At 69.4% G+C, this 16,883-nt stretch carries 15 protein-coding genes; 5 read left to right on the top strand and 10 right to left on the bottom strand.

Annotation, left to right across the window (positions count from 1 at the left end; all coding sequences use genetic code 11):
- Nucleotides 1-6 precede the first annotated feature (6 nt).
- Together metX and metW are read left to right on the top strand one after the other, a co-directional pair.
- The gene (metX, locus tag NVS83_RS09130) at nt 7-1,197 is read left to right on the top strand and encodes a homoserine O-acetyltransferase MetX (RefSeq protein ID WP_258739017.1); all 1,191 of its coding nucleotides are present in this window, start codon (nt 7-9) and stop codon (nt 1,195-1,197) included.
- 14 nt (nt 1,198-1,211) lie between these two features.
- Nucleotides 1,212-1,895, top strand: coding sequence for a methionine biosynthesis protein MetW (metW, locus tag NVS83_RS09125; protein WP_374115030.1), 684 nt, complete (start codon nt 1,212-1,214; stop codon nt 1,893-1,895).
- 16 nt (nt 1,896-1,911) lie between these two features.
- Here metW and NVS83_RS09120 read toward each other — a convergent pair whose 3' ends face one another.
- Nucleotides 1,912-2,655, bottom strand: a complete 744-nt coding sequence (locus NVS83_RS09120; protein ID WP_258732213.1) for a class I SAM-dependent methyltransferase — start codon at nt 2,653-2,655, stop codon at nt 1,912-1,914.
- Nucleotides 2,656-2,898: 243 nt separating this feature from the next.
- Here NVS83_RS09120 and NVS83_RS09115 point away from each other — a divergent pair, with 243 nt between their 5' ends.
- Complete coding sequence (locus tag NVS83_RS09115; protein ID WP_258739016.1) at nt 2,899-4,554, top strand: DEAD/DEAH box helicase; 1,656 nt, start codon at nt 2,899-2,901, stop codon at nt 4,552-4,554.
- A gap of 207 nt (nt 4,555-4,761) precedes the next feature.
- Nucleotides 4,762-5,043 carry a translation initiation factor IF-1 gene (gene infA, locus NVS83_RS09110; protein ID WP_013168254.1) on the top strand — a complete coding sequence of 94 codons (282 nt, stop codon included), beginning with the start codon at nt 4,762-4,764 and terminating at the stop codon, nt 5,041-5,043.
- 48 nt (nt 5,044-5,091) lie between these two features.
- On the opposite strand, the gene NVS83_RS09105 is transcribed toward infA, so the two are convergent.
- From NVS83_RS09105 to ccmA, 9 genes are all read right to left on the bottom strand, one after another.
- The gene (locus NVS83_RS09105) at nt 5,092-5,874 is read right to left on the bottom strand and encodes a GntR family transcriptional regulator (protein WP_258732210.1); all 783 of its coding nucleotides are present in this window, start codon (nt 5,872-5,874) and stop codon (nt 5,092-5,094) included.
- Nucleotides 5,875-6,030: 156 nt separating this feature from the next.
- Nucleotides 6,031-6,720 carry a thiaminase II gene (tenA, locus tag NVS83_RS09100; protein WP_258732209.1) on the bottom strand — a complete coding sequence of 230 codons (690 nt, stop codon included), beginning with the start codon at nt 6,718-6,720 and terminating at the stop codon, nt 6,031-6,033.
- Between the two features lie 80 nt (nt 6,721-6,800).
- Entirely contained in the window at nt 6,801-7,217 is a 417-nt protein-coding gene (locus NVS83_RS09095) for a F0F1 ATP synthase subunit epsilon (protein WP_258732208.1), read from the bottom strand.
- Nucleotides 7,218-7,288: 71 nt separating this feature from the next.
- Nucleotides 7,289-8,722: a F0F1 ATP synthase subunit beta gene (atpD, locus tag NVS83_RS09090; RefSeq protein WP_258732207.1), complete on the bottom strand. Its 1,434-nt coding sequence runs from the start codon at nt 8,720-8,722 to the stop codon at nt 7,289-7,291.
- 35 nt (nt 8,723-8,757) lie between these two features.
- Entirely contained in the window at nt 8,758-9,639 is an 882-nt protein-coding gene (locus NVS83_RS09085) for a F0F1 ATP synthase subunit gamma (protein WP_258732206.1), read from the bottom strand.
- A gap of 41 nt (nt 9,640-9,680) precedes the next feature.
- A complete protein-coding gene (gene atpA / locus NVS83_RS09080; RefSeq protein WP_258732205.1) occupies nt 9,681-11,210 on the bottom strand; it encodes a F0F1 ATP synthase subunit alpha in 1,530 nt (509 codons plus the stop codon).
- Nucleotides 11,210-11,764 carry a F0F1 ATP synthase subunit delta gene (locus tag NVS83_RS09075; protein ID WP_258732204.1) on the bottom strand — a complete coding sequence of 185 codons (555 nt, stop codon included), beginning with the start codon at nt 11,762-11,764 and terminating at the stop codon, nt 11,210-11,212. The genes atpA and NVS83_RS09075 overlap by 1 nt, the downstream gene beginning before the upstream one ends.
- Before the next feature lie 301 nt (nt 11,765-12,065).
- On the bottom strand, nt 12,066-12,737 hold the full coding sequence (gene ccmB, locus NVS83_RS09070) for a heme exporter protein CcmB (RefSeq protein WP_258732203.1): 672 nt from the start codon (nt 12,735-12,737) through the stop codon (nt 12,066-12,068).
- A gap of 24 nt (nt 12,738-12,761) precedes the next feature.
- Nucleotides 12,762-13,388: a heme ABC exporter ATP-binding protein CcmA gene (gene ccmA / locus NVS83_RS09065; protein WP_258739015.1), complete on the bottom strand. Its 627-nt coding sequence runs from the start codon at nt 13,386-13,388 to the stop codon at nt 12,762-12,764.
- Nucleotides 13,389-13,603: 215 nt separating this feature from the next.
- On the opposite strand from ccmA, the gene acnA reads away from it, so the two are divergent.
- On the top strand, nt 13,604-16,288 hold the full coding sequence (acnA, locus tag NVS83_RS09060) for an aconitate hydratase AcnA (protein WP_258739014.1): 2,685 nt from the start codon (nt 13,604-13,606) through the stop codon (nt 16,286-16,288).
- Nucleotides 16,289-16,883: the final 595 nt, after the last annotated feature.

The following is a 16,883-nucleotide window of genomic DNA, read 5'->3' as shown; positions in this document are numbered from 1 at the left end:
GTAAAGATGGCAGACAGCGTCACGCTCAGTCCCGGCGCCCGCATCGTCGAGCCGGCGCGCGGGGAGGCCGATCATCCCCATTCCCCGGTGGTGCGCTTCGGCGCGGACAGGCCGCTGCGGCTCGATTCCGGCGCCGTGCTGAGCCCGTTCCAGATCGGCTACCAGACCTATGGCACGCTGAACGCGGCGCGCTCCAACGCCATCATGGTCTGCCACGCCCTCACCGCCGACCAGCACGCGGCCAACGTCCATCCCGTCACCGGCAAGCCGGGCTGGTGGGAGACGCTGATCGGGCCCGGCAAGCCGATCGACACCGACCGCTTCTTCGTCATCAGCTCCAACGTGCTCGGCGGCTGCCTCGGCACCACCGGCCCGTCCTCGACCAATCCGGCGACCGGCGCGCCCTACGGGCTCGACTTCCCGGTCGTGACAATCCGCGACATGGTGCGGGCCCAGTCGATGCTGGTCGAGCATCTCGGCATCGAGCGGCTGCTGGCGGTGGTCGGCGGTTCCATGGGCGGCATGCAGGTGCTGCAATGGGCGGCGAGCTACCCCGAGCGCGTCTTCGCCGCCATGCCGATCGCCACCGCCGCGCGCCATTCGGCGCAGAACATCGCCTTCCACGAGGTCGGGCGGCAAGCGGTCATGGCCGATCCGGACTGGCAGGGCGGGCGCTACCTCGCCGCCGGCACCAGCCCGCGCCGCGGGCTCTCGGTCGCGCGCATGGCCGCGCACATCACCTACATGTCGGACGGCTCGCTGCACCGCAAGTTCGGCCGCCGGCTGCAGGACCGCGACGGCCACACCTTCAGCTTCGACGCCGACTTCCAGGTGGAATCCTATCTGCGCCACCAGGGCGAGGCCTTCGTCGACCGCTTCGACGCCAACTCCTATCTCTACGTCACGCGGGCGATGGACTATTTCGATCTCGCGGCCGAGCATGGCGGGGTGCTGGCCAACGCCTTCCGCGGCACCGCGACCCGGTTCTGCCTCATCTCCTTCACCTCGGACTGGCTGTTCCCGACGCCGGATTCGCGCGCCGTGGTGCATGCGCTGAATGCCGCTGGCGCCTCGGTCTCCTTCGCCGAGATCGAGACCGACAAGGGCCACGACGCCTTCCTGCTCGACGAGCCGGAGCTGTTCGCCATCACGCGCGGCTTTCTCGACGCGGCGGCGCGCGGCGTCGGCATACGGTGAGCGGGAGGTTCTCGATGGCGCTGCGCGATTTCAGCTTCAGGGCTCCGAAGACCCGCGACCTCACCATGAAGGAGGCGGCGCGCGTCGATTCCGGCGCCCGCGTCGACCTCGTCACCATCGCCGAGATGGTGCAGCCGGGCTCGCGCGTGCTCGACGTCGGCTGCGGCGACGGCGAGCTGATGGAGCTGCTAGCGACGAGCCGCAAATGCGACGCGCGCGGCATCGAGCTCTCGCGCGAGGGCGTCAACGCCAGCGTGTCGCGCGGGCTGGCGGTGATCCAGGGCGACGCCGACATCGACCTCGCCGACTACCCCGACAACGCCTTCGACTACGTGATCCTGTCGCAGACCATCCAGGCCACCCGCCGGCCGCGATGGGTGCTGGAGCAGATGCTGCGCGTGGGCAGCCACGCGGTGGTCTCGTTCCCAAATTTCGGCTTCTGGCGCATGCGGCTCGACCTGCTGCTGAATGGGCGCATGCCGGCGACCGAGAACCTGCCCTATAGCTGGTACGACACGCCGAACATCCATTTCTGCACCATCCGCGACTTCGTCGGGCTGGTGGAGGCGGTCGGCGCGCGGATCGACCACGCGGTGGCGCTGAACGGCTACGGCCAGAAGGTGCGCTTCAACTGGCCATGGTCGGTATGGAACCTGGTCGGCGAGCAGGCCGTGTTCCTGCTCTCGCGCAAGGACTGAGGCGCCCGCGCGGCCCTCACCCGCGCAGGCCCGCCGGCTGCGGCGCCAGCACAGGCTCCAGCACGGGCACGCGCAGGCGCGCGCTCTTGCGCTTCATCGGCACGGGTTTGTAGACCTGCTTGGTGGCCTCGACGATGTGCACGCCCGCGAAGGGCAGCGACAGCGTGGCGCCGGACCGCTCCCACGCCACCGCCGAGCGCAGGAACCAGTTGCGCCCCACCGGCGGCATGTAGAGCGCCTCGCCCCAGCCGACCGGCGTGAACAGGGCGCGGCGCAGCAGGTCGGTGATCTGCGCCCGCGAAAACGGCCGGCCATGGCCGAACGGGTTGTTGTCGACCCGCGCCCAGACCCCGCGCCGGTTGGGCACCACGCACAGCAGCCGCCCGCCCGGCGCCAGCACGCGCCAGGCCTCGCGCAGCATGTCCTCGGCATCCGGGGTCATCTCCAGCAGGTGCACGGCGAGGATGCGGTCGACCATGGCGTCGCGCAGCGGCAGCTCGGTCTCGTCGACCAGCGCGGCGAGCGTGGGCGCGGCGGAGGGCCAGCGCGTCACCCCCTGCGCGCCCGGCATGAAGGCGAGCGTGCGCTCGCACTCCTCGCGGAACACGCCGAGATAGGGCGTCGCATAGCCGATGCCGAGCACGGACAGGCCGCGCACATTGTCGAATCGGGCGCGGATCGCCCGTCCGATGAGCCGGCGCGTCACCACGCCGAGGGGCTGGGCATAGAAGCTGCGGAGGTCGACGACGTCAGGAAACATGCTTCAACCTTATAACGAGGACGGTAACGCCTTGAAATCGACACCCATCTGAGCCACATAGGCGCCGTGTACGGGCGCTCGTCCGTATCGGGGCCGCGTTGCTCGACGTCCGCTACGGTTCATCCGCGGCAGTCATCAGCCCTCATCATCCCAATTCATCGACGTCCCAGGCCACGCGGGGTGTCTTATGGACCCTCGTGATCCGCGGTCCGCTCGCCTGTGCGCGCGCGGCCGGGATCGCTTATGAAAGAACGTCGCTTGAACACTTTCGCCGAACTTGGCCTTGCCGAGCCGATCGTCAAGGCCCTTACCGAGGCCGACCACACCGTTCCCACCCCGATTCAGGCCCAGGCCGTGCCGCTGGTGCTGGCCGGCCACGACCTCATCGGCATCGCCCAGACGGGCACCGGCAAGACCGCCGCCTTCGCGCTGCCGATCCTGCATCACCTCGTCACCCAGCGCCGCCGGCCCGAGCGCCGCTCCGCCCGGGTGCTGGTGCTGAGCCCGACCCGCGAGCTTTCCGGTCAGATCCTCGAGAGCTTCCGCCTCTATGGCCGCCATGTGCGTCCCTCCACCGCGCTCGCCATCGGCGGCGTGCCGCTCGGCCGGCAGGCCCGCTCGCTCGCCGGCGGCGTCGACGTGCTGGTCGCCACCCCCGGCCGGCTGGTGGACCTCGTGGAGAACGGCGCGGTGCGCCTCGACATGATCGAGGTGTTCGTGCTGGACGAGGCCGACCAGATGCTGGACATGGGCTTCATCCACGCCATCCGCGCCATCGTCGCCAAGCTGCCGGCCAAGCGCCGCAACCTGTTCTTCTCGGCCACCATGCCGAAGGAGATCGAGAAGCTCGCCGACCAGCTCCTCACCGATCCGGTGCGCGTCGCGGTGACCCCGGTCGCCAAGACCGCCGACAAGATCGAGCAGAAGGTCATCTTCACCGACCGCGCCGGCAAGCCGAACCTGCTGGTCGAGGTGCTCTCGGGCGAAGGGCTCGACCGCGCGCTCGTCTTCTCGCGTACCAAGCACGGCGCCGACCGGGTGGTGAAGGGCCTCGCTGGGGCCGGCATCTCGGCCGAGGCGATCCACGGCAACAAGTCGCAACCGCAGCGCGAGCGCGCGCTCGCCGCCTTCCGCGACGGCCGCGTCAAGGTGCTGGTGGCGACCGACATCGCCGCCCGCGGCATCGACGTGCCCGGCGTGAGCCATGTCGTGAACTACGACCTGCCGAACGTGCCCGAGAGCTATGTCCACCGCATCGGCCGCACCGCGCGCGCCGGCCGTGAGGGCATCGCCATCTCGTTCTGCGACGGCGAGGAGCGCGCCTTTCTGCGTGACATCGAGCGCCTGATCCGCATCACCATCCCCTCCGAGGACCGTCGCCCGCCGCGCCGCGAGGGCGCGCCGCGCGAGGCCGGGATCGAGGGCCGCGAGCGCGGTCCGCGCGAGAATCGCGGCGAGGGCCGGGGCGCGCCGCGCGACGGGCGCCGCGGGCCGCGTCCCGAGGGCGAGCGCCCGTTCCAGCGCGGCGGCGAGCGGGGCGGCTTCCGCTCCGAGCGCGGCCCGCGCGAGGGCGAGCGTCAGGACGGTTCGCGTCATGACGGGGCGCGTCATGACGGGGCGCGCCGCGAGGGGCACCGGGCCGAAGGTCAGCGCACCGAAGGCCACCGCGCCGACGCGCACCGGGCGGAAGGTCCGCGCCGCGAGCGCAGCCGTCCCGAAGGGCTCGTGCGCGCCGAGGGGCGTCCCGACGGCCACCGTCACGAGACCAAGTCCCGGCACGAGGGCGGCAAGCCGCGCCATGAGGGCGGCCGCCACGAAGGCCAGCACCGCGACGGGCAGCACCGCGATGGCGCCCCGCGCGAGGAGCGTCGCCCGCCGCGCCGCTTCCGCCCGGCCTGAGCCTGACGCGCCCCGACGGGCCGGCCGATGCCGCGCCCGTCCGGGCCGTTCATGCCCCGCGGGGCGGGCGCCGACGCGCCCGTCCCGTGCCGAACCCGCGCGATTTACCGGATTCCTTGCCCCGGGAGCGGCGCGAAGCGAGACAAAACGTCGTCGTCGGGTTATGTGCCTGTCGGCGTAGCCGGCCTAGTCCAATGAGGAGAGCCAATGGCGAAAGAAGAACTGCTCGAGTTCGACGGAACCGTCACCGAAGTTCTGCCCGACGGGAATTTCCGCGTCGTGCTCGATAACGAGCACGAAATCCTCGCCTATGCGGCGGGCAAGATGAAGAAGAACCGCATCCGCACCATTGTCGGCGACCGTGTCGTCGTCGAGATGTCGCCTTACGATCTCGAGCGTGGACGGATCAACTTCCGCCACAAGACCGGCGGTCCGACGCCGCCGATCGGCAGCGGCCAGCGCCGTCCGCCCCCGGGTCGCCGCCGCTGATTCGCCTCATCCTGGTCGCGCGACGCTCCGGCGCCCCGCGCCGCGACGTCAGCGATGCCTCGGCGCGCGCGGCTTGATGCCCAGCGCCTGCGCGAGGCCCGTCGGCCGCTCGACCGGCTCGCTCAAGTCCATCTCCGCCGCGACATGGGCGATGTGCTCGCGCATGAGCTGCTGCGCCCCCTCCGCGTCGCCGCGCTCGATCGCCGCCACGATCCGGTGGTGCTCGTCGGGCGGGCAGGCGGAGTGCTCGCCGCGCGCATAGAGCAGGATCGACAGCGAGCTCAGCGCCTGCAGCTCGGTCAGCAGCCGCACGAATACCGGGTTGCCGGCCGATTCGGCGAGCACGACGTGGAACTCGCCGGTCAGCCGCACCAGCGCCCCGCGGTCGCCGCCGGCGCGCGCGCTGTCCTCGGTCTCCACATGCCGGCGCAGCCGCGAGAGCGCATGCGCATCGCAGCGGCAGGCCGCCGCCCCGGCGATTTCCGGCTCCACCACCGCCCGCGCCTCCAGCACGTGGCGCGCATCCGCCCGGCTCGGCGCGGCGACGAAGGCGCCCCGGTTCGGCAGATGCTCGACGATGCCGTCCTGCGCCAGCCGCGACAGCGCCTGGCGCACCACGGTGCGGCTGACGCCGAACAGTTCGGCCAGCCGGTCCTCCGTCAGCTTCTCCCCGGGAGGCAGGCGCCGCTCGAAGATGGCCTGCAGGATGCGCGCGCGTATCGGCGCTTCCGACCGGCCGCGGGCCGTGCCCTGTATGTTGGTGGTGACCTCGTCCATCAGCAGCCCGACATTTTCGGCGAGATATGAGCACCTTTCCGGGCCGGGCGCCATGAGAATGGCATCGGCACAGGCATCTCGGCCGGCGGTATCCTCATCCCGTAGACAGGCCCCGTCCGGCGAACGCGTATGCGCCGGGCAGGCCCGAAATTTCCGCCCCCGCAGGCGCCTTCGCCCTGCAGCCCGGGGACGCGCTAGAGCGGCCGCCCGTCAGAGCGGCCAGGCGCCGAGGCGCCACGCCGAATCCCAGAACATCCATTCGAGCTGGCTTGCCCGGCGATAGGCCTCGTGCATGCGCGCCAGCACGTCGGGCGAGGCCGTCGCCGCCGCCCTGTCGGTGGTCGCGATCACCGCCCGCACCGCCTCGTGGAACTCCTCCCCGGCATAGGTGTCGATCCAGGCGTCATAGGCGTTGGGCCGCACCGCGCGGGCGAGGATGTCGCGCCCGATCTCGGCGTAGATCCAGAAGCACGGCAGCAGCGCCGCCAGCACGACGGGATAGGATTCCGCATGCGCGGTGGCGATCAGGAAGCTCGTATAGTGGTGGCAGACCGGGGACATCTCAGTCCCCTCGAACTCGGCCGGGTCGACGCCGAAGCTGCGGAAGAAGTCCGTGTGCAGCGAGCGCTCGACGATCACCGCCACCTGCGCCGCCTGCGCGAACTGCACCAGCCCGTCGGCGTCGTCCGCCTTGGCGGCGGCGATGGCGAGCGCGCGGCCGAAGGCGATCAGATAGTGCGCGTCCTGGATCATGTAGTGGCGGAAGCGCTCGCCCGGGAGCGTGCCGTCGGCCAGCGCCATGTTGAACGGCATGGTCCGGATCGCCTCGTAGACCGGCAGGTTGGCCTGCCAAGCCTGCGCGCTGAAGGTCGCGGCGGTCGGGCGGGCGGCGTCGGTCATGCTGGATCCTCCGGACATGAAAAGGGCCGCTGCAAGGCGGCCCGAATCGCAGTGTGCTCTCGAATTGTGGCGAGGCCGGTTCAGTGGGCGGTGTGCCCGTCGGCCTGGATCGCCGCCGACGCCGATTTCAGCGCCTCGAGCATCACCAGGCGCTTGGCCCGGGTGACCTCGTCCTTGGCGTCCTCGACGTCTTCCTCGGCGTCCTTGATCATCTGCGCGAGGCGCTCGGGCCGGATCTCCTCAAGCGGAATGGCGATCTCCGCCAGCACCGTCAGGCCCTGCGGGTTGGCCTCCGCGAAGCCGCCGCGCACGAACAGCTTCTTGGTCGCGCCGTCGCCGCGGATGGTGAGGACGCCCGGCTTCAGGGTCGAGACGAAGGGCGAGTGGCCGGCGAGAATGCCGAATTCGCCTTCCGTGCCCGGCACCACGACTTCGCTCACCGAGCCGGAATAGATCAGCTTCTCAGGCGAGACGAGTTCGAACGGGAAGTTGGCCATGGATCCTCCAGAGGCGCGTCAGAACGGGCGATCACCGCCCCGCGCCCATGACGGGCGCCGGGCGGACGCGATCACGCCGCCTCGGCGGCCAGCTTCTTGCCCTTCTCGACCGCCTCTTCGATGGTGCCGACCATGTAGAAGGCCTGCTCCGGGAGGTGGTCGTACTTGCCTTCCACCAGGCCCTTGAAGCCCTTGATGGTGTCGGCGAGGTCGACGAGCTTGCCGGGCGAGCCGGTGAAGACCTCGGCGACGTGGAACGGCTGCGACAGGAAGCGCTCGATCTTGCGGGCGCGGGCGACGGTGAGCTTGTCCTCTTCCGAGAGTTCGTCCATGCCCAGGATCGCGATGATGTCCTGCAGCGACTTGTAGCGCTGCAGCGTCTGCTGCACCGAGCGCGCCACGTTGTAGTGCTCCTCGCCGAGGATCATCGGCGAGAGGATGCGCGAGGTCGAGTCGAGCGGGTCGACCGCCGGGTAGATGCCCTTCTCCGCGATCGAGCGCGACAGCGTGGTGGTCGCGTCGAGATGGGCGAAGGAGGTGGCCGGCGCCGGGTCGGTCAGGTCGTCGGCGGGCACGTAGATGGCCTGCACCGAGGTGATCGAACCCTTGGTGGTGGTGGTGATGCGCTCCTGCAGCGCGCCCATGTCGGTGGCGAGCGTCGGCTGATAGCCCACCGCCGAGGGAATGCGGCCGAGCAGCGCCGACAGCTCCGAGCCCGCCTGGGTGAAGCGGAAGATGTTGTCGACGAAGAACAGCACGTCCTGGCCCTGGTCGCGGAAATGCTCGGCGACGGTGAGGCCGGTCAGCGCGACGCGGGCGCGCGCGCCCGGGGGCTCGTTCATCTGGCCGTAGACCAGCGCGCACTTGGAACCGGCGGTCGAGCCGTTGTTCTCGTGCGGGTCGATGTTCACCTTGGACTCGATCATCTCGTGATAGAGATCGTTGCCCTCACGGGTGCGCTCGCCCACGCCCGCGAACACCGAGTAGCCGCCATGGGCCTTCGCGATGTTGTTGATGAGCTCCATGATCAGCACGGTCTTGCCGACGCCGGCGCCGCCGAACAGGCCGACCTTGCCGCCCTTGGAGTAGGGCGCCAGCAGGTCGATGACCTTGATGCCGGTGATGAGGATCTCGGCCTCGGTCGACTGCTCGGCATAGGAGGGAGCCGGCTGGTGGATGGCGCGCGTGGTCTCGCCGGTCACCGGGCCCGCCTCGTCGACCGGCTCGCCGATCACGTTCATGATGCGCCCGAGGGTGGCCTCGCCCACCGGCACCGCGATCGGCGCGCCGGTATCGGAGACCTCGCCGCCGCGCACCAGACCCTCGGTGGAGTCCATCGAGATGGCGCGCACGGTGTTCTCGCCCAGGTGCTGGGCGACTTCGAGCACCAGGCGGTTGCCGTGGTTCGTGGTCTCGAGCGCGTTCAGGATCTCCGGGAGGTGATCCTCGAACTGCACGTCCACGACGGCGCCGATGACTTGCGTGATGCGTCCGACCTTAGCCATGTTCGTCGTCCTTCCGATGCCTCTGGTCCCTTGCCTCACAGCGCCTCGGCACCGGAGATGATCTCGATAAGTTCCTTCGTGATCATCGCCTGGCGGGTGCGGTTGTAGGTCAAAGTCTGCTTCTTGATCATTTCACCCGCGTTGCGGGTGGCGTTGTCCATCGCGCTCATGCGCGCGCCCTGCTCGGACGCGCCGTTCTCGAGCAGCGCCTTGAAGATCTGCACCGCGAGGTTGCGCGGCAGCAGGTCGGCGAGGATCTCGGCCTCGTCCGGCTCGTATTCGTAGATCGCCGCCGCGCCCGCGGCCGGCTCGGCCTGCTCGGGGAAGGTGGCGGGGATGAGCTGCTGGCCGGTCGGCACCTGCGAGATGACCGACTGGAAGCGGCTGAAGAACTGGGTCGCCACGTCGAACTCGCCGGCGTGGTACATGGCCGAGATCTTCTCCGCGATCGCCTGCGCGTCGGCGAAGGTCACGCCCTTGTTGGCGCGCAGCTCGACCACCTCGATGATCTGCTTCTCGAACTGCCGGCGCAGCGCCTCGTGGCCCTTGCGCCCGACGCAGAAGATCTTGACCGTCTTGCCCTGGTTCATCAGCGAGACGGCGCGCTCGCGGGCGAGGCGCACGATCGAGGAGTTGAAGGCGCCGCACAGGCCGCGCTCGGCGGTGAGCACGAGCAGCAGGTGCACGTCGTCCTTGCCGGTGCCGGTCAGCAGCAGCGGCGCGTCCGGACCGCCGGAAATGGCGGCGGCGATGTTGCCGAGCACGCTCTCCATGCGCTGGGCATAGGGGCGCGCGGACTCGGCCGCGGTCTGGGCGCGCCGCAGCTTGGCGGCGGCGACCATCTGCATCGCCTTGGTGATTTTCTGCGTCGCCTTCACCGACGAGATGCGGTTCCGCAGATCCTTAAGGCTGGCCATCTACCCTCGACTCCCGTGCCCTCGAGCGCGCAATGCGACGATCACGCGAAGGTCTTCGCGAAGGCGTCGAGCGCCTTCACGAGCTTGTCGGTGGTCTCCTTGGAAAGCTCCTTGGAGGTGCGGATGGCGTCGAGGATGTCGGCGTGGCGCGAGCGCAGGAACAGCAGCAGGCCTTCCTCGAACTCGCGCACCTTGCTCACCGGCAGGGCGTCGAGATAGCCGTTGGTGCCGGCATAGATCACCACCACCTGCTCCTCGACCTTCAGCGGCGCGAACTGCGACTGCTTGAGCAGCTCGGTCAGGCGCGCGCCGCGGTTGAGCAGCTTCTGGGTCGAGGCGTCGAGGTCGGAGCCGAACTGGGCGAAGGCCGCCAGCTCACGGTACTGGGCGAGCTCGCCCTTGATCTTGCCGGCGACCTGCTTCATCGCCTTGATCTGCGCCGAGGAGCCCACGCGCGACACCGAGAGGCCGACGTTCACCGCCGGGCGGATGCCCTGGAAGAACAGGTCGGACTCGAGGAAGATCTGGCCGTCGGTGATCGAGATCACGTTGGTCGGGATGTAGGCCGACACGTCGTTGGCCTGGGTCTCGATGACGGGGAGGGCGGTCAGCGAGCCGGCGCCGTTCTCGTCGTTGAGCTTGGCCGCGCGCTCCAGCAGGCGCGAGTGCAGGTAGAACACGTCGCCCGGGTAAGCCTCGCGGCCCGGCGGGCGGCGCAGCAGCAGCGACATCTGGCGGTACGCCACGGCCTGCTTGGACAGGTCGTCATGGATGATGAGCGCGTGCATGCCGTTGTCGCGGAAGAACTCGCCCATGGCGGTGCCGGTGAACGGCGCCAGGAACTGCATCGGCGCGGCGTCCGAGGCGGTGGCGGCGACGACGATCGAATAGTCGAGCGCGCCCTGCTCCTCGAGCACCTTCACGAACTGCGCGACGGTGGAGCGCTTCTGCCCGACCGCGACATAGACGCAGTAGAGCTTGGCTTTCTCGTCGTCGCCCTGGTTGATGGGCTTCTGGTTCAGGATCGAGTCGAGCGCGATCGCGGTCTTGCCGGTCTGGCGGTCGCCGATGATCAGCTCGCGCTGGCCGCGGCCGATCGGGATCAGCGCGTCGATCGCCTTGAGGCCGGTCTGCATCGGCTCGTGCACCGACTTGCGCGGGATGATGCCCGGCGCCTTCACGTCGACGCGGCGACGCTCGGTGTATTCGATCGGGCCCTTGCCGTCGATCGGGTTGCCGAGCGCGTCGACCACGCGGCCGAGCAGGCCCTTGCCGACCGGGGCGTCGACGATGGCGCCGGTGCGCTTGACGGTCTGGCCTTCCTTGATCTCGCGGTCGGAGCCGAAGATCACGACGCCGACATTGTCGATCTCGAGGTTCAGCGCCATGCCGCGCGTGCCGTTCTCGAACTCGACCATCTCGCCCGCCTGGACGTTGTCGAGCCCGTAGACGCGGGCGATGCCGTCACCGACGGACAGGACCTGACCGACCTCGGAGACCTCGGCCTCCTGGCCGAAATTCTTGATCTGCTCCTTGAGGATCGCGGAAATTTCAGCGGCGCGGATATCCATCAGCGAACCTCTTTCATCGCAGTGCGGATCGAATTGAGCTTGGTCTTGAGGGAAGCGTCGACCAGCTTGGAGCCGAGCTTCACCTTGAGCCCGCCGAGCAGCGAGGGATCGACCTCGACGGCGAGCTTGACGTTCTTGCCGGTCATGGCGTCGAGCGCCTGCTTCAGCGTCGCGGCATGGGCGTCGGAGAGGGGCTGCGCCACCGTCACCTCGGCCGTCACCTCGCCCTTGTAGGACGCGACCAGCGCGTCATAGGCGCGGATGATCGATTCGACGGTGAACAGGCGGCGATTGGCCGCCACGGTCTTGAAGAAATTGGCGGAAAGCCCGCTCATGCCGATCTTGTCGAGCAGCGCGGCGATCGCCTTTTCCTGCTCCTCGGACGAGAAGACGGGGCTGCGCACCAGGCGCTTGAGATCGTCGCTCTCGGCGATCAGCGTGCCGAACCTGTCGAGGTCGGCCTTCACCGCATCGATGACGCCGGCGTCGCGCGCAAGCTCGAACAGCGCTGTCGCGTAACGTCCCGCCACTCCGGATACGTAGGTCTCGGCCACTGTGCCTCTCTCGGGGCTTTCCGGGTCGGCCGCCGCTGGCGCGGCAGGGCACGGGCCCCGGATTTACAAGGGTTCTTGACCGAGGGCCGGATCGGAAACTTAACCTCACCCGCCCATCAGGTCGGGCGGTTCCCTAACACGGCTCCGTGCATGCTGCAACACGAGGCGGTGATGGATGACGGGGGGCAAATGACGTAGCGGACCCGTCACCGGCCAAAACGGCACGGATGGCGCAGTATCAACGCTTTGCTTCGCCTGCGGCGCTTTGTTGCACCTGGTATGCCACGGATTGGGCGGCGCGTCATTCGCGTGTCGCGCGCAGGGCGGCGGCCGCCGCCACCGGGCCGAGCACCAGCGCGGCGAGCGACAGCCCGGCGAGCACCCGGAACGGCATACCGAACGGCACCGTCCCGCCCAGCGCCGCGCCGGTCGCCGCCACGCCGAAGATCAGCACCGGGATGGTGAGCGGCATCACCAGCACCGCCACCAGCAGCCCGCCGCGCCGGAAGGCGCTGGCGAAGGCGGCGCCGACCAGGCCGAGAAAGGTGATGGCGGGCGTGCCCACCAGCAGCGTCAGCGTCAGCGCGCCGATCGCCGCCGGCTCCAGATTGAGCAGCAGCGACAGCACCGGCGCCGCCACCACCAGCGGCAGCCCGGTCGCGATCCAGTGCGCCAGCCCCTTGGCCGCGGCGATCAGCTCCAGCGGCAGGTCGAGCAGCGCGAACAGGTCCATCGAGCCGTCCTCGGCATCGGCGGCGAACAGCCGGTCGAGGCCGATCAGCGAGGCCAGCAGCGCGCCGATCCACAATATGGCCGGGCCGATCCGCGCCAGCAGGGCGAGGTCCGGGCCGATTGCGAAGGGCGTGACCACCACCACGGCGAGGAAGAACACCACGCCGAGCCCGGCCCCGCCGCCGGCGCGGGTCGCCAGCGCCAGGTCGCGCCGCAGCAGCGCCAGGAATGCCTGCCTCATGAATGCCGCCCCATAACGCCCACCTTACGCCGCCACCGGGTTCGAGGGGCGCCGCGCGCCGAGGTCGAGCGTGTCGGAGGGGCCGAGGTCGAGCGGGGCGTGGGTCGCCGCCACGATCAGCCCGCCTTTGTTCACATGCGCGCGCGCGAGCCCGGCGAACAGCAGCTGCGCGCTGGCATCGAGCGCCGTCGTCGGCTCGTCGAGCAGCCAGAGCGGGCGCTCGGCGACCAGCAGGCGGGCGAGCGCGAGGCGCCGCTTCTGCCCGGCCGAGAGCACCGCCACCGGCAGCCCGCCGAGCCCGCCGAGCCCCACCGTCTCCAGCGCGTCCTCGACCGTGAGAGCTGGCCGGCCGAGCATGGCGCGCCAGAAGCCGAGGCTCTCGCGGGCGGTGAGGGAGGCCTTGTGGGCGTCGAGATGGCCGAGATAGTGCACCTCGGTGCCGAAATCGTCCGGCTCCGCCGCTCCTTCGAGGCGCACCGTGCCCGCAGCCGGGCTCGCCAGCCCCGCCAGAAGGCGCAGCAGCGACGACTTGCCGGTGCCGTTCGGCCCGGTGACGACGAGCGCGCGGCCCGCCGGCAGGTCGAGGTCGAGACCCTCGAACAGCAGGCGGGCGCCGCGACGGCAGCTCAGCCCCTCGGCGACGAGGCGCATGCATGTCCCTCCACCCGATACCGGGCGCCGCGATGCACAATTTTTCGACGCATCGCCCCACGCCCCTAGGATCGGAGTTTGAAATGGCTCTATATAGAAATCCTAACGATGCGCTGTCGCCTTAGGTAAAGGCCGCGCGAGCTATAGCCCGCAACGTCTCCTGCCTCCAAGGCCCCCACGCATCCGCGCCATATCAAAGCGGGGACCCTTTTGCCGTGACGTCGCTCGACAGCTTCAAAAGCCGGAAAATCCTCACCGTCGGAACCAAGACCTACGTCTATTACAGCCTGCCGGAGGCGGAAAGGAATGGCCTCGACGGCATCTCCGCCCTCCCCTTCTCGATGAAGGTGCTGCTGGAAAATCTCCTCCGATTCGAGGACGGGCGCTCTGTCACCAAGCAGGACATCGTCTCGATCAAGGATTGGCTGGTCAATCGCGGCCGCGAGGAGCGCGAGATCGCGTACCGCCCCTCGCGCGTGCTGATGCAGGACTTCACCGGCGTGCCGGCGGTGGTCGACCTCGCCGCCATGCGTGACGCCATGGTCGCGCTCGGCGGCTCGCCCACGCGCATCAACCCGCTGGTCCCCGTCGACCTCGTGATCGACCATTCGGTGATCGTGAACTTCTTCGGCAATAACGCCGCCTTCGGCAAGAATGTCGAGGAGGAGTACAAGCAGAACCAGGAGCGCTACCGCTTCCTGAAATGGGGCCAGTCGGCGTTCGACAATTTCCGCGTCGTGCCCCCCGGCACCGGCATCTGCCACCAGGTCAACCTCGAATATCTCGCCCAGACCGTCTGGACCAAGGACGCGGACGGCGAGACCGTTGCCTATCCCGATACCTGCGTCGGCACGGACAGCCACACCACCATGGTGAACGGCCTCGGCGTGCTCGGCTGGGGCGTGGGCGGCATCGAAGCCGAGGCGGCCATGCTCGGCCAGCCGGTGTCGATGCTCATCCCCGAGGTGATCGGCTTCAAGCTGACCGGCGAGCTGAAGGAAGGCATCACCGCCACCGACCTCGTGCTCACCGTCACCCAGATGCTGCGCAAGAAGGGCGTGGTGGGCAAGTTCGTCGAGTTCTTCGGCCCGGGCCTCGAGCATCTCTCGCTTGCCGACCGCGCCACCATCGGCAACATGGCGCCCGAATACGGCGCCACCTGCGGCTTCTTCCCGGTCGATTCGGAGACCATCGCCTATCTCGACGAGACCGGCCGCACCGAGGAGCGCATCGCGCTGGTCGAGGCTTACTCCAAGAGCCAGGGCCTGTGGCGCGAGGCCGGCACCGCCGACCCGGTGTTCACCGACGTGCTGGAGCTCGACCTCGACACCGTTCTGCCCTCGCTCGCCGGCCCCAAGCGCCCGCAGGACCGGGTGCTGCTCTCGGGCACCAAGGCCGGCTTCCTGGCCGCGCTGGAAGGCGAGTTCAAGAAGGCGGGCGAGGCGGCCAAGCGGGTGCCGGTGGAAGGCACCGACTTCACGCTCGGCCATGGCGACGTCACCATCGCCGCCATCACCTCCTGCACCAACACCTCGAATCCGAGCGTGCTGATCGCCGCCGGCCTGCTCGCGCGCAACGCGGCGGCCCGGGGCCTCACCTCGAAGCCGTGGGTGAAGACCTCGCTGGCGCCCGGCTCGCAGGTGGTCGAGGGTTATCTGAACGCCTCCGGCCTCCAGCCGGAGCTCGACAAGCTCGGCTTCAACCTGGTCGGCTTCGGCTGCACCACCTGCATCGGCAATTCCGGCCCGCTGCCGGAGCCGATCTCGGAAGCCATCAACCAGAACGACCTCGTCGCCGGCGCGGTCATCTCCGGCAACCGCAACTTCGAGGGCCGCGTGAACCCCGACGTCAAGGCGAACTACCTCGCCTCGCCGCCGCTCGTGGTCGCCTACGCCATCGCCGGCTCGCTCCAGATCGACCTGACCACCGAGCCGCTCGGCACCGGCTCGGACGGCCAGCCGGTCTATCTGAAGGACATCTGGCCGACCAACCAGGAGATCGCGCGCTTCATCCGCGAGAACGTCACCAAGAAGATGTTCCAGGAGAAGTACGCGGACGTCTTCAAGGGCGACGCCAACTGGCAGAAGATCGCCATTCCCACCGGCGAGACCTATGCCTGGGACGAGCGCTCCACCTATGTGCAGAACCCGCCCTATTTCGAAGGCATGAAGATGGAGCCCGAGCCCGTCACCGACGTCCTCAAGGCGCGGGTGATCGGCCTCTTCCTCGACTCCATCACCACCGACCACATCTCGCCCGCCGGCTCGATCAAGGAAGCGAGCCCGGCCGGCGAGTATCTGCGCGACCACCAGGTCCGCCCGACCGACTTCAACCAGTACGGCACGCGGCGCGGCAACCACCAGGTCATGATGCGCGGCACCTTCGCCAATATCCGCATCAAGAACCAGATGCTGGCCGGCAAGGAAGGCGGCTTCGCCAAGCACTGGCCGGACGGTACCGAGATGCCGATCTACGACGCCGCCATGCTCTACAAGCAGGAAGGCGTGCCGCTGGTGGTGTTCGCCGGCAAGGAGTATGGCACCGGCTCCTCGCGCGACTGGGCGGCCAAGGGCACGCGCCTGCTCGGCATCCGCGCCGTCATCGCCCAGAGCTTCGAGCGCATCCACCGCTCGAACCTGGTCGGCATGGGCGTGGTGCCGCTGGTGTTCCAGAACGAGGAATCCTGGCAGTCGCTCGGCATCAAGGGCGACGAGACGGTGACCATCAAGGGCATCGAGGGCGACCTCAAGCCGCGCCAGACCCTGGTCGCGGAGATCGCCTTCGCCGACGGCACGGTGAAGAACGTACCGCTGACCTGCCGCATCGACACGCTGGATGAGCTCGACTACTTCCGTAATGGCGGCATCCTGCAATACGTGCTGCGCAACCTCGCGGCGTGACCATGACGACCGGGCCGGCGCGGGGCGGACAGCTTCCGCGCCGGCCCTTCTTCCTGCGGCGGCGAACGCCTTCCGCCGGCCGCGCGGCGCCTCCCGCACCCGTCGCGAGATCCGGCCCGACCCTCGCCCCGCAGCCTGCCCCGGAGCCCGCCCCGGAGCCCGCCCCACGGCTCGCCCGCGCGCCTTCCCCAACGGTATTTCGATCCATCCCCGCCGCTCCCGCCCGCGGGTGCGCGACGGCGGTATCCTCTTCACCGGTCCGTGCGCCGCGACACCCGAATGTGACTGGTGCCTCCCGCTCCGGCGTCCTATTGCCTAGCGTGAGTTCCGCCCGGCATCGAGGCCCGGCGGACGAGATGCGAGATCGAACGGACCCGAGCCAGTCCGCCATCCCTCCGGCATCGGTCGGGCGGATACAGGACGCTTCGCGGTCCAGCACGTCGAGGACGTTCCGCACGAGATGACCGCCTGCCTGTCCATTGCCGCCCCCCGCCTGCGGGCACGCCTTGCCCGCGTCCACCGGCTCCATGGGCACGGTCCGGACGGGCGAGCGCCGGACGGGCGAGCGCCGGCAGGCGAATGCGGGACTGGCGAA

Origin of the sequence: Ancylobacter mangrovi, from assembly GCF_024752335.1 — a bacterium.
In the GTDB taxonomy this organism is placed as follows: Bacteria; Pseudomonadota; Alphaproteobacteria; order Rhizobiales; family Xanthobacteraceae; genus Ancylobacter; species Ancylobacter mangrovi.
This window is presented reverse-complemented; position numbering and strand designations above follow the sequence as displayed.

What these genes read in the sequence shown, in the direction of transcription:
- metX (WP_258739017.1), top strand. Translation starts at nt 7, where the DNA reads ATGGCAGACAGCGTCACGCTCAGTCCCGGCGCCCGCATCGTCGAGCCG.
- metW (WP_374115030.1), top strand. Translation starts at nt 1,212, where the DNA reads ATGGCGCTGCGCGATTTCAGCTTCAGGGCTCCGAAGACCCGCGACCTC.
- NVS83_RS09120 (WP_258732213.1), bottom strand. Translation starts at nt 2,655, where the DNA reads ATGTTTCCTGACGTCGTCGACCTCCGCAGCTTCTATGCCCAGCCCCTC.
- NVS83_RS09115 (WP_258739016.1), top strand. Translation starts at nt 2,899, where the DNA reads ATGAAAGAACGTCGCTTGAACACTTTCGCCGAACTTGGCCTTGCCGAG.
- infA (WP_013168254.1), top strand. Translation starts at nt 4,762, where the DNA reads ATGGCGAAAGAAGAACTGCTCGAGTTCGACGGAACCGTCACCGAAGTT.
- NVS83_RS09105 (WP_258732210.1), bottom strand. Translation starts at nt 5,874, where the DNA reads ATGGCGCCCGGCCCGGAAAGGTGCTCATATCTCGCCGAAAATGTCGGG.
- tenA (WP_258732209.1), bottom strand. Translation starts at nt 6,720, where the DNA reads ATGACCGACGCCGCCCGCCCGACCGCCGCGACCTTCAGCGCGCAGGCT.
- NVS83_RS09095 (WP_258732208.1), bottom strand. Translation starts at nt 7,217, where the DNA reads ATGGCCAACTTCCCGTTCGAACTCGTCTCGCCTGAGAAGCTGATCTAT.
- atpD (WP_258732207.1), bottom strand. Translation starts at nt 8,722, where the DNA reads ATGGCTAAGGTCGGACGCATCACGCAAGTCATCGGCGCCGTCGTGGAC.
- NVS83_RS09085 (WP_258732206.1), bottom strand. Translation starts at nt 9,639, where the DNA reads ATGGCCAGCCTTAAGGATCTGCGGAACCGCATCTCGTCGGTGAAGGCG.
- atpA (WP_258732205.1), bottom strand. Translation starts at nt 11,210, where the DNA reads ATGGATATCCGCGCCGCTGAAATTTCCGCGATCCTCAAGGAGCAGATC.
- ccmB (WP_258732203.1), bottom strand. Translation starts at nt 12,737, where the DNA reads ATGAGGCAGGCATTCCTGGCGCTGCTGCGGCGCGACCTGGCGCTGGCG.
- ccmA (WP_258739015.1), bottom strand. Translation starts at nt 13,388, where the DNA reads ATGCGCCTCGTCGCCGAGGGGCTGAGCTGCCGTCGCGGCGCCCGCCTG.